Below are 11,354 nucleotides of genomic sequence, written 5' to 3'. Positions count from 1 at the left end.
CATATCAGATCCGGGCTTGACTTGCGGGGTACGACAGGCATGTAATTCCCACAGTGTCGTTATGTTGTTTGCACGTGTCTCGTCCAGTTCTGAAAACAGGGTCGAAAGGGCGTCAGCCATGAGAGCAGAACTGTTTCTTCTCGAGCCCGAGGGCGAGGAGTTCGGTTGGCAGGACCGCGCCTTGTGCGCGCAGACGGACCCGGAGGCGTTCTTCCCCGAGAAGGGCGGCTCCACCCGGGAGGCCAAGAAGGTCTGCCTGACGTGCGAGGTCCGCGACGACTGCCTGGAGTCCGCGCTGATGAACGACGAGCGCTTCGGGATCTGGGGCGGTCTGTCCGAGCGCGAGCGCCGCAAGCTGAAGAAGAGCGCCGCGGGCTGAGCCCCGGGCCGGCGTGTCCGGCCCGGCTCCGCCGGCACTTCGGCGGTTTCATCGACCGTGGAGCCCCTCGCTAGGGTGCTCCGGTGACCGTCACAGCGCTTCTCGTCAGTCACGACGGGGCGCGATGGCTCCCCGCAGTCCTGACCGGTCTGGACGGGCAGACCCTCCCGGTGGACCGCGTCGTGGCCGTCGACACCACGAGCCGCGACGACAGCGTCGCGCTCGTCCGTGAGGCCCTCGGTGAGCGGGTCGTCGTCGACGTGGTGCCCGGCTCGACCAGCTATCCCGCCGCCGTGCGCCACGGCCTGGACCTCGCCCCGCCCGCTCCGGCCGAGGCCGGCGACGACGAGTGGATCTGGCTGCTCCACGACGACAGCAACCCCGCGCCGACCGCGCTCGCCGAGCTGGTCGCCGCCGCCCGCGAGCACCCCTCGGTCGCGATCCTCGGACCCAAGCTGCGCGAGTGGCCCTCGCTGCGCCGCCTCCTCGAGGTCGGCCTGACCATCACCGGCACGGGCCACCGCGAGACCGGTCTCGAGCGGGGTGAGTACGACCAGGGCCAGCACGACGCGGTGCGCGAGGTGCTCGCCGTCAACACCGCCGGCATGCTCGTGCGCCGGTCGGTGCTGGAGTCGCTGGGCGGGCTCGACGAGGACCTGCCGATCTTCGGCAACGACATCGACTTCGGCTGGCGCGCCGCGCTGGCCGGTCACCGCACCCTCGTCGTGCCGCAGGCCGTGGTCTTCCACGCCGAGGCCGCGCACCGTGGCGTCCGGCGTACGCCGCTCACCGGTCGCCACACGCACTACCAGGAGCGACGCGCGGCCCTCCTCACGTCACTGGCCAACGTCTCCTCCCGCGGGTTCGCCTGGCAGTACGTCCGGCTCTTCCTCGGCTCCCTGCTGCGGGTCGTCGGCTTCCTCGCCGTGCGCTCGGTCGGGGAGGCACTGGACGAGCTCGCAGCCGCGCTGTCCGTGCACGGGCGACCGCGCCAGCTGCTGGCCGCGCGACGCGAGCGGGCGCGGCTGCGTGAGGGCGACCCCGCCGACGTACGCCGCCTGCTGGCGCCGACGTGGCTGCCCTACCGCCACGGGCTCGACTTCGTCACCGACCTCGTCTCCGCCGCGACCAACCAGGCGTCCGACGTCGCCGAACGGCGCCGCCTCGCCCGGGCCGAGTCCGGTCCCGGGGGCGGTGCGGCCGCTCGTGACGGGCGGCGCGGTGCCGGCGCGTCGGACGACGACGAGGACGCCTACCTCACCGACACCGGCTTCGTCGCCCGCTTCTTCACCAACCCGGTGGCCGTGGTGCTGGCGCTCTTCGGGGTGCTGTCGCTGCTCGCCGCGCGCGAGGCCTTCGGGACGATCACCGGCGGCGCCCTGTCGCCCGTGCCCGACGCGGCCGCGGACTGGTGGCGGCTGCACGTGTCGAGCTGGCACCCGCTCGGCACCGGCACGGACGTGCCGGCCCCGGCCTACGTGCTGCCGTTCGCGCTCGCCGCCTCCCTCCTGCTCGGCCACCCCGGTGCCGTCGTGTCCGGACTCATGCTGCTCGCGGTCCCCGTGGCGGCATGGGGAGCGTGGCGGCTGCTCAAGGTCGTCGGGCGGCTCGTCGACCCCCTGGGACTGCCGCGCTGGCTGGTGGTGTGGGGTGCGCTGACCTACGCCCTCGTCCCGGTGACTTCCGGTGCCTGGACCGAGGGCCGCTTCGGGACGGTCGCGGTCGCCGCCCTGCTGCCGTGGATCGCGCACGCCGCGCTCGGCTTCGTCGACCCCGACCGCGACCGGCGCTGGCGTGCCGCCTGGCGCACGGCCCTGCTCCTGGCCCTGGGTGCCGCGTTCGTGCCCGGCCTGTGGCTGTTCGCGCTGCTGGCCACCGCGGTCGTGCTCGGGTCGGCGGCCGTCATCGCGCCGCGCCTGCTGCGCGAGCGCGACAGCTGGGGCCCGCCGGTGGTCGCCGTGGCCGCGACGCCCGTGCTCCTCGCGCCCTGGCTGCTGCCGCTGCTCACCACCGGCTCCGCGTCGGGCCTGTTGCTCGAGGCGGGGCGCCTCACGGTCGACCAGGTGACCTTCGGTGGCCTGGTGACCGGCCGCCTCAACGACCTCGGCGCGCCGTGGTGGCTCGGCGTGGTGCTGGGCCTGCTGGCCGTCGCGGCCCTCATCCCGCGGAGCACGCGGGTGCCGGTGCTCATCTGCTGGCTGGTCGCACTGGCGGCCGCCGTCGTCTCCGGCGTGCTGTCGCACGTGACCCTGGACCTGCCGTCGGTGGTCACCCGGCCCAGCCTGGGGCTGTTCGTGGTCATCCTGCAGGGCACCTGGGTGGTGGCGGTCGTGCTCGGCGCCGACGCCTACCTCCGGCGACTCGCCGACCACCACCCGTGGTGGCAGCGCGGTGTCGCCGTCACGCTCGCCGTGGTAGCGGCGGCCGTGCCCCTCGGCGGCCTCGCCTGGTGGCTGACCGCCGAGGAGGGCGACGTCGTGGCCCGCGACGTCGAGCAGTCCGTCCCGGTCTACATGCAGCAGAGCTCGCTGCTCGGCCAGGAGCACGGCGTGCTGGTGGTGTCCGGGTCCGTGGACGAGGGCGTCACCTACCGGATCCGCCGCGACGACGGCACGACCGTGGGGGAGGACGAGATCCTCACCCTGGCCGAGGAGGACGCCGGCCTCACCAGCGACGTGCGTGACCTGGTGTCCGCGCCGACGCCCACCGTGGTGGCCGACCTGGGCGCACGGGGTGTCGAGTACGTCGTCCTCGCCTCGCCCGCCGACGGCCGGATCTCCTCGTTGCTCGACGCGACCGCGGGGCTCGAGCAGGCGAGCGCCGAGGACCGCACCACCCGCGCCTGGCGCGTCGACCGTCCGCTCGACCCGGCGTCCCTCGACGGCCCCAGCCCGTGGTGGCGCACCGCTCTCCTCGTCGTGCAGGGCCTCGCGATCGTGCTCGCGCTCGTCCTGGCGGCCCCGACCGTCCGGCAGCGCAGGGAAGGGGCCCGCGATGTCTGAGCCCACAGCCGGCGGCCGCCGCCGTGCGGCCGAGACCACCCGCACGCGCCCGTCGCCGGTGACGGTCCTCGCCGTCCTCATCCCGCTGCTCACCGTCGCGGCCCTCGCCCTGGTGCGTCCGGTCGAGCAGGCGCCGTCGTCCGTCGCCCCCACCGAGGCGCCCCTCGACCGGGTGACCGCGGTCTGCCCGGCCCGCCTGCCCGGCGCCGACGAGGTCCGGATGGGCACCACCTCGCTCGCCTCGGGCGAGCTGGCGCTGCGCGTGGGCCGCCGGGAGGACACGCAGGAGCTGTCCGGTGGTGTCGCGTCCCGCACCGAGCGGCAGTACGTCGTGGTCAACGGCAGCGGTGAGCTCGCGCCCGGGCTCGTCGCCTCGCGCTCCGGCGGCGGCTCCGCGACCGGCTGCGACCAGCCCACCCCCGAGCGGTGGTTCACCGGCGTCGGCGCGTCCGCCGAGCACACCTCCACGCTCACCCTGATCAACCCCGACCGCGGACCCGCGGTCGCCGACGTCTCCGTGTGGGACGGCAGCGGGCTCGTCGACGTCCCCGCGCTCCGCGGCGTGCGCGTGCCCGGCGGCCGCTCCACCTCCTTCGACCTCTCCGAGGTCGTCCCCAGCCGCGACGCCCTCGCCCTGCGGGTCAGCGTCTCGCGGGGGCGCCTCGCCTCCAGCGTGGTCGACGTGGTCGACCCGGTCGGACGCGACCGCCCGGTCCGCGAGTGGCTCCCCGCGCAGGCCGCGCCCGCCTCGACGTCGTACGTCTCCGGGATCGGCACGTCGGCAGCCGACCGCGTCCTCACCGTGGCCAACCCCGGCGACAGCGAGGTGCGGGTCGCGCTGGAGTTGGTCAGCGAGGAGAGCGAGTTCGCGCCGTCGGGCGTCGAGGAGGTGAGCATCGACCCGGCGTCGGTCACCGAGGTCGACCTCAGTGGCGTGCTGCGCGGGCGCAACCTCCAGGGCGTGCAGGCGCTCCGGCTCGAGGCGACCGGCCCGGTCACCGCCACGCTCCGTACCCGGACCGCGACCGACCTCGCGCTGACGTCGGCCGGGTCGATGATCGAGGGTGACGCCGCCGTCGCCCTGCCCGCCGGGGCCAAGCGCGTCGTCGTCACGGGCGCGACCACACCCGGTGTGGTGACGTTGCAGGCCTGGGACGCCGATGGCGAGGCGGTGGTCCGCGAGCGCCGGGTGGAGGTCGACCCGGCCACCGCGGCGCGCCTGCGGGTGCCCGACGAGGCGGCGCTCGCACGCGTGCGCGTGGAGCGCACCGGAGCGGTCGTGTCGGTCGAGGTCAGCGACCGCGGGCTGTCGGTCCTGCCGCTCGCGCAGCTGGGGACAACCAGCGAGGTCGCGGACGTGCGTCCCGCCCAGCGCTAGCCAGAACTAGTCGGCGTACCTCTCGTCGACCTGGCCCGGCGTGAGGTTGAGCAGCTCGGCCAGCTGCTCGACGACGACGGTGTGCACCATGGCCTCGAGCTCGTCGCGCGAGGTCGCGCGGTGCTCGATCGGGCGGCGGAAGATCACCAGCCGGGTCGGTTCCTGTCCCTTGCCGCGCACCAGCGACGACAGCGGCACGGTCTCGTCGGGCCAGTCGTCGGGGAGCATCGGCGCGTCCTCGACGGCGTACTCCACCAGCCCGAGGTGGCGCTGCCAGCGCTCGTCCAGCGGCGTCACCACGTCGAGCACCAGCTGGTCGAAGCGCTGTCGCGTGGTCCGCAGCGCCGGGGTGCCGGGTCGCTCGGGCAGCACTCCCGGTCCGCGCATGCCGCGACCCCGGCGGTCGCGGGTGCGGTGCCTCGACCGGCCGGGCGCGTCGCCCGCTTGCGTGCCCGACTCGTCGCCTGCCCCGATGTCCACGCCGCGAGCCTAAGCGCCCGGCGTGTGTGCGCCGGGTAGCGTCGGCGCCGTGAGCCTTGCCCGTCGTTGTTCGCGGACGGCGTGTGGCCGTCCTGCGGTCAACACGCTGACCTACGTCTACGCCGACCAGACCGCTGTCCTGGGTCCGTTGGCGACGTACGCCGAGCCGCACGCCTACGACCTCTGCGAGGTGCACAGCGAGCGGTTGTCGGCCCCCCGCGGCTGGGAGGTCCTCCGGCTGGCTCCGGACCCGAAGGCGCAGGGCCCGAGCAGCGACGACCTGCTGGCGCTGGCCGACGCGGTCCGCGAGGCGGCCCGCCCTGCCCCGACGCCGGTGCCGCTGCACTCCACCGACGACGCGACCCGTGGGGCCAAGCGCGGCCACCTGCGGGTCCTCACGCCCACTGACTGACGGTGCCCGGCACCCCCTAGGATCATCGGCGTGAACATCGACCAGCAGCTGCTGAGCATCATCGTCTGCCCGGCCTGCCACGGCGAGCTGTCGCCCGCGGCGTCCGGCGGTGCCGAGGAGCTCGTGTGCCAGGGGTGCGGCAACGCCTACCCGGTCCGCGACGACATCCCGGTGCTGCTGGTCGACGAGGCCCGCAAGCCCGCCTGACGAGACTCCCGCCCGACGAGACTGAGGAGCTGGCCGTGGCCACCTGGTTCGACGAGGCCCGGATGGACGACGCCGGGGTGCTGGAGACGATCGACCTCCGGCTGCGCACGCTCGCCGAGAGCGGTGCCCGGGTGCGCCGGGAGGCCAACGAGGCGGCCGCCGCGACCGCCGAGGCCATCGCGCGCGGTCGTGACGAGGCCCGTCCGCGAGCAGTGATCGCCGCGGGACCCGACTCGCGCCTGCTCCGCGCCGTCCTGGAGCCGTGGTGCCCGGTGCCGTTCGTGGCGTGGCCCAACCCCGGGCTCCCCGGCTGGGCGGGGTCGCTCGACCTCGTCGTCATGCTGGCGCCCGAGGGCAACGACCACGAGTCGGCGTCCGCCGTCGCCGAGGCCGTACGCCGCGGAGCGCAGGTGGTGGTCGCGTGTCCCGAGCGCTCGCTCGTCGGCGAGCACGCCGCGGGGCGGCACGTGACGGTGCTGCCGACGGTGACGGGTGACCAGCTCGCGACGGCCGTCGTCGTGCTCGACTACCTCGCCCACGTCCACCTCGGCCCGCAGGCCGACGCCGAGTCGGTCGCCGCGTCGCTCGACCGGGTCGCCGAGGACTGCTCGCCCCACCGCGACCTCGCCGTCAACCCCGCCAAGATGCTGGCGATCGCGATGGCCGACACCAACCCGCTCGTCTGGGGTGGCTCCGTCCTGGCCGCCCGGGCGGCCCGCAGGCTGGCCGAGTCACTGCGACGTACGAGTGGCCGCTCGGCGATCGCGGGCGACGCCGAGCACCTGCTCCCGGTCATCGAGGCCACCCGGCCCCACGACCTCTTCGCCGACCCGTTCGCCGACGAGCCCGGTGACCTCCGACCGCTGCTGCTCATCCTCGACGACCACTCCGACGACCCGGTCGTGCGCGAGCGGACGGGCGCGCTGAAGGCCGCCGCCGCGCGCCACGGCGTACGGGTGGAGGTCCTCGAGACCGACGCCGACGCCGAGGTCGCGCGCTACGCGTCGCTGCTGCTGACCGGCACCTATGCCACCGAGTACCTTCGCGTCGGGCTCGTCGAGGAGTAGGTGACGCGGGTCCCGTCGTCCTCAGGAACACCCCCGGCTGGGTCGGCCGGCTCTACTCCGGCCGGGTGCCGGCCGGTGGCTGCGTGTCGACGTCGGCCCAGACCTCGACGAGCTCGGCGAGGAGGCCGTCGCGGACGGTCGCGAAGCTGGCCACGGCGAACTCCAGCTCCTCTCCCGCGCCGCCCCGGGCCGGTGACCCGCGCCCGCAGCACCCCGCGCTCTCCGTCAGCCATCAGGTCCTCGGCGTTCATGCGCTCGAAGCCGGGGTAGTCGGCGTTGAACCGGACCCAGCCGTCGCGGTCGAACACCTCGACCGTGTGCACGAGGCGACAGGTGAAGTCGGGGTGCAGCACGCCGGGCAGCGCCCCCCAGTCGTGGGCGTCGATGATGTCGACGAGGCGGGTGAGGAGTGCGGCTGCGTCCATGCCTCGAGTGTGCCCGTCGGGGGCGACATCGCCTCAGGCGCGCACCTGCGGACCGGAGTGCACGTGGACGTGGAGGTGCTTGGAGTCCTGGTAGGTGCCGAGGTTGGTCAGCACCGCGGCCGCGCCGTGCGCCTGCTCGACCTCGTGCGCGAGCCGCTGGACGACGACGAGGAGTGCTCGGACGTCGGCCTCGTCGGCTGGGCCGACGGCAGTGAGCGACGCGATGTGCCGCTTCGGCACGGCCACGACGTGGACCTGCCAGAACGGCCGGGTGTGGTGGTAGGCGAGCACCCGGTCGTCCTCGTGCACGACGTCCAGCGGGACGGCTCGGGGGATCGCCACGTCGCAGTAGAAGTCGGTGCCCTGGTAGCTCGGCTCGGTGGACATGACCGTCACCCTTCCAGAGCGGGACGCGCGCCGACCGGGACGCGCCTGTGGCCCCGTCACCTGGTGGGTGGCGGGGTGCGGGGCGGGGTCATCGTCGGCGGGGTCGCGGAATGCGCACGACGTCCGGTCGATCTGGTGGTCGGGCGTCGTCGATCGCGGTGGTGCCGTCCCGGTCGCGGCGGTAGCGGTAGCCGTGCGGGGACGTCCACTCGTAGATGCCGGGTGCGACCATCTCGTAACGCCAGGCGGAATGTGTCTTGAGCCGGTGGTGGAACCGGCACAGGGCGGCGAGGTTGTCGGTCTGTGTGGGCCCGGGCTGGGGTCTGCCCTCGGCTTCGGCGTCGGGGTCGTGGGGGATGACGTGGTCGACGTCGCACCTGCGTGCGGGTCGGGTGCACCACGGGAACACGCAGGTCTTGTCTCGGAGGACGACCTGCTCGCGGATCCGGTCGGGCACTGCGTAGGCGTCGGTGGCCAGCTGGGTGTTGAGGTCGATGACCGGCTTGATGGTGACCTTGGTCCGGGAGTCGGAGCACCAGGCTCTTACCTGGTCGAGCAGCACGAGCCGCTGGCGTTCTTCGAGCCGGCCGGTGGGCCCGAAGACGGTGGTGTCACCGGCCAGGCTGGCGTCGAGGTGGGCGTGGAGGACGACTTCGCGTGCGACGGGGAGCCCGTCGGCGTCCTCGCTCCTCGCGGTAGTGCCTGTGCCTGTGGTGTGGAGGTCGAGGGCGGTCTGGGTGCGGGCGAGGTCGCCGAGGGCCTTCGCGCGACGCACGTTGAGCGACTCGGTCGACCCGAGGGCGGCCTGGGTCGCGGCCCACGGGCCAGGACCCGGTCGAGGTCGATCGCATCGGCCATGTCGATCTCGGCCTCGAGGCGCATGGTGCCGGCGAAGTGGACCTCTTGAGTGTCGATGGTGACGTGGCGCGGGTCGACGTGCAGCCAGCCGTCCTCGGGGTCGGTGGCCGGGTCGGGGGTGGCGAGGTCGAACCGCTTGATCGCCTCCGCGACGAGGCGGTCGAGCTGCGCGGGGCCGACCTTTCCGGCCACCGCAGCGACCTGCGCGTCGACGAACCCGGCCGCCTCCTTCGTCAGCGACGGGGAGGAGTGGATGGTGGTCTCCGCGACCGCGCGGGCCTTCCACGCCGGCACCCGGCCGGCGTGGACCTGTGCCCACAACCGCGGCAGCCGGTGCCGCAGCTCGAGGGCCTGCCCGATCAGCTTCTTCGCCGCGGTCGTGGAGACTCCGAGGACGCCGCCGAGCTCCGCGATGCAGAACTCCGCCACCAACGGGCACCCCTCACCGGCGATGGGCTCCTCGTGCTCCTGACCGGCAGACGGTACGGAGAAGGTGGCGGCGTCGTGGATCGACTCCGGCGGATGCAGCTCCGCCCACTGCGCGGCAAGGATCAGCTGGTCGGCTGCGGCCTGGTTCTCGGCCGACCGCGCCGAGCGGATCGAAGCGAGCAGGCCGGAGGCGGTGAGGTCGTCCACCCCACCTGCCACCCGGTCCGCCAGCGCTTCGCTCATGTGTTCGATTGTAGACGCGGGGTCCGACACTCGCACCTGCGCGACAGGAGCCTGTGGACGACGCGACCGGCAGGAGGATCCGGGGTCTCGTGACGGGACTTCGTCCCTCCTCGACCAGCGGGGGCGGCAGGGCTCCGGAGGCGTCAGCCCTTCCCAGCGGCCATCAGGGCGAGCACCCCGTCGGTAGGGCGTACGTCGCCGTAGGAGCCGTGGACGACGTGAAGGGTGCCCGTCACGAGCAGTGTGTCGACCTCGCGCACCGCGAGGAGGGCGGGACCATCGGCCGAGGCTACTGTCCAGGCATGCCACCGCCCGTGCTCCGCGAGATGCGCGTCGCGGACGTCCCTGCCGTGATGGCCGTCCAGGAGCCCGCGTCGATCGCCGGGCTCGCCGAGGTGTTCCCGCAGGACCGCCACCCCTTCCCCCGCGAGGTGCTCGCGGACCGGTGGCGCGAGGAGATCGCAGACCCCGGCATCGAGTGCTTCGTGATCCTGCGCGGACACGAGGTCGCCGGGTTCGCCGCGGTGGCCGGCGACGAGGTGAAGCACTTCGGGGTGTCGGTGGGGGAGTGGGGGAGCGGCCTGGCGAGGTCCGCCCACGACGAGCTCCTCGAGGTGATGCGGAGCGCCGGCGCCACGCGTCCGTTCCTCCGGGTCTACGCGGCGAACCCGCGCGGTCGCGCCTTCTGGGAGAAGCTCGGGTGGACCGACACCGGCGAGCGGAGCCGCGGCCCGATGCCACCCCACGCCGAGCTCCTCACCTACGAGCTGCGCGCAGTCCGCCGATAGGCTGCGGGACGGCACGACCCACCGCACGACGCACCGCGCGTCACCACACCCACTGCCCCGAAGGATCACCATGGCCGGCGGACTGTTCGCCCTCCTCGACGACGTCGCCGCGCTCGCGCGCATCGCAGCAGCCAGCGTGGACGACGTCGGCGCTGCCGCAGGTCGGGCCAGCATGAAGGCCGCGGGCGTGGTGGTCGACGACACTGCCGTGACCCCGCAGTACCTGCACGGGTCGCCCGCCGCCCGCGAGCTGCCGATCATCAGGAAGATCGCGATCGGGTCGCTCCGCAACAAGCTCCTCTTCATCCTGCCCGCCGCCGTGCTGCTGGGGCAGTTCCTCCCGCAGCTGCTGCCGGTGATCCTCATCTTCGGCGGTGGTTTCCTCGCCTACGAAGGAGCACACAAGGTCTGGGAGAAGGTCCGCGGCCACGAGCCGGTGTCCGAGGAGGCGGAGGACCAGCTCACCAGCTCCGGTGAGCTGAGCCCCGAGCACGAGGCGAAGACGGTTGCCGGGGCCATCCGCACCGACTTCATCCTCAGCGCCGAGATCATGGTGATCGCGCTCAAGGAGGTGGTCGGGTCCGACCCCGACGCCAGCATCTGGATGCGTGCGATCGTCCTGGCCGCGGTCGCCGTGCTGATCACGGTCCTCGTCTACGGCGTCGTCGCACTGATCGTGAAGATGGACGACGTCGGTCTCCACCTGGCGGAGAAGCCCTCGAAGGCGTCCCAGCGGGTCGGACTCGCGCTGGTCTCGGCGATGCCGCGCCTGCTCACCGCGATCTCGTTGATCGGCACGCTCGCCATGCTGTGGGTCGGCGGCCACATCTTCCTGGTCAGCCTCTACGAGATCGGCGGCCCCGACGGGCTGCTGGAGGGTACGACGGTCGGTGACGTGCTGCACGCGCCGTACGACCTCATCCACCACTGGGAGGAAGAGGTGAACGACGCCGTGGGCGGGGCCCTCGGCTCCCTCCTCGGCTGGCTCCTCAACACGGTCCTGTCGGGCCTGGTCGGCCTGGTGGTCGGTGGGATCGTCCTGGTCCTCCTGCACGCCTTCGGGATCGGTGGCGGGCAAGGCTCAGGCCACGGCGACGAGCAGGGCGACGAGCAGGAGGACGAGCACCCCGACAAGCAGCCCGACGAGCACGCTGACGACCACGCCACTGGCCGTGTCGACCCGCCTGCCGAGGATTCCCCGAATCGCTGAGGGCCGTCCTACCCTCTTCTGGTCCGCGCGGGAGATCCCGACGACGCACAGATGTGCGGCGCAGACGGCTCCACCACTCCAGGAGACAA

Annotated in this window: 12 protein-coding genes; 8 read left to right on the top strand and 4 right to left on the bottom strand. The window is 73.4% G+C overall.

Annotated features, from left to right (window positions below):
- Positions 1 to 118 precede the first annotated feature (118 nt).
- From Q1B24_RS00595 to Q1B24_RS00585, 3 genes are all read left to right on the top strand, one after another.
- Positions 119 to 379, top strand: coding sequence for a WhiB family transcriptional regulator (locus Q1B24_RS00595; RefSeq protein WP_191194914.1), 261 nt, complete (start codon positions 119 to 121; stop codon positions 377 to 379).
- An 83-nt stretch (positions 380 to 462) separates the two neighbouring features.
- A complete protein-coding gene (locus Q1B24_RS00590) occupies positions 463 to 3,381 on the top strand; it encodes a glycosyltransferase family 2 protein (protein WP_299922083.1) in 2,919 nt (972 codons plus the stop codon).
- Positions 3,374 to 4,759: a DUF5719 family protein gene (locus Q1B24_RS00585; protein ID WP_299922081.1), complete on the top strand. Its 1,386-nt coding sequence runs from the start codon at positions 3,374 to 3,376 to the stop codon at positions 4,757 to 4,759. Before Q1B24_RS00590 ends, Q1B24_RS00585 begins: the two co-directional genes overlap by 8 nt.
- 6 nt (positions 4,760 to 4,765) lie before the next feature.
- On the opposite strand, the gene Q1B24_RS00580 is transcribed toward Q1B24_RS00585, so the two are convergent.
- The gene (locus Q1B24_RS00580; RefSeq protein ID WP_299922074.1) at positions 4,766 to 5,239 is read right to left on the bottom strand and encodes a metallopeptidase family protein; all 474 of its coding nucleotides are present in this window, start codon (positions 5,237 to 5,239) and stop codon (positions 4,766 to 4,768) included.
- A gap of 49 nt (positions 5,240 to 5,288) precedes the next feature.
- Between Q1B24_RS00580 and Q1B24_RS00575 the strand changes: the two genes are divergently transcribed.
- The 3 genes from Q1B24_RS00575 to Q1B24_RS00565 are packed head-to-tail and all read left to right on the top strand — an operon-like array spanning position 5,289 to position 6,925.
- Positions 5,289 to 5,651 (top strand): DUF3499 domain-containing protein, encoded by a 363-nt coding sequence (locus tag Q1B24_RS00575; RefSeq protein ID WP_299922072.1) that lies wholly within the window; start codon positions 5,289 to 5,291, stop codon positions 5,649 to 5,651.
- 36 nt (positions 5,652 to 5,687) lie between these two features.
- Positions 5,688 to 5,858, top strand: a complete 171-nt coding sequence (locus Q1B24_RS00570; RefSeq protein ID WP_366916412.1) for a Trm112 family protein — start codon at positions 5,688 to 5,690, stop codon at positions 5,856 to 5,858.
- A gap of 35 nt (positions 5,859 to 5,893) precedes the next feature.
- Complete coding sequence (locus tag Q1B24_RS00565; protein WP_299922068.1) at positions 5,894 to 6,925, top strand: SIS domain-containing protein; 1,032 nt, start codon at positions 5,894 to 5,896, stop codon at positions 6,923 to 6,925.
- 458 nt (positions 6,926 to 7,383) lie between these two features.
- Here Q1B24_RS00565 and Q1B24_RS00560 read toward each other — a convergent pair whose 3' ends face one another.
- The 3 genes from Q1B24_RS00560 to Q1B24_RS00550 all read right to left on the bottom strand — a co-directional run bounded on the left by Q1B24_RS00560 (position 7,384) and on the right by Q1B24_RS00550 (position 9,267).
- Positions 7,384 to 7,737 (bottom strand): HIT domain-containing protein, encoded by a 354-nt coding sequence (locus tag Q1B24_RS00560; RefSeq protein ID WP_299922066.1) that lies wholly within the window; start codon positions 7,735 to 7,737, stop codon positions 7,384 to 7,386.
- Positions 7,738 to 7,825: 88 nt separating this feature from the next.
- Positions 7,826 to 8,299 (bottom strand): HNH endonuclease signature motif containing protein, encoded by a 474-nt coding sequence (locus Q1B24_RS00555; protein ID WP_299922064.1) that lies wholly within the window; start codon positions 8,297 to 8,299, stop codon positions 7,826 to 7,828.
- Positions 8,281 to 9,267, bottom strand: a complete 987-nt coding sequence (locus tag Q1B24_RS00550; protein WP_299922063.1) for a DUF222 domain-containing protein — start codon at positions 9,265 to 9,267, stop codon at positions 8,281 to 8,283. The genes Q1B24_RS00555 and Q1B24_RS00550 overlap by 19 nt, the downstream gene beginning before the upstream one ends.
- A gap of 302 nt (positions 9,268 to 9,569) precedes the next feature.
- Here Q1B24_RS00550 and Q1B24_RS00545 point away from each other — a divergent pair, with 302 nt between their 5' ends.
- A complete protein-coding gene (locus Q1B24_RS00545) occupies positions 9,570 to 10,055 on the top strand; it encodes a GNAT family N-acetyltransferase (RefSeq protein ID WP_299922062.1) in 486 nt (161 codons plus the stop codon).
- A gap of 70 nt (positions 10,056 to 10,125) precedes the next feature.
- The gene (locus tag Q1B24_RS00540) at positions 10,126 to 11,265 is read left to right on the top strand and encodes a DUF808 domain-containing protein (RefSeq protein WP_299922061.1); all 1,140 of its coding nucleotides are present in this window, start codon (positions 10,126 to 10,128) and stop codon (positions 11,263 to 11,265) included.
- The last annotated feature ends 89 nt before the right edge of the window (positions 11,266 to 11,354 follow it).

It is taken from the genome of uncultured Nocardioides sp. (assembly GCF_947488025.1).
GTDB lineage: Bacteria > Actinomycetota > Actinomycetes > Propionibacteriales > Nocardioidaceae > Nocardioides.
The sequence above is the reverse complement of the archived record's forward strand: the minus strand, read 5'-3'. Positions and strand labels throughout refer to the sequence as shown.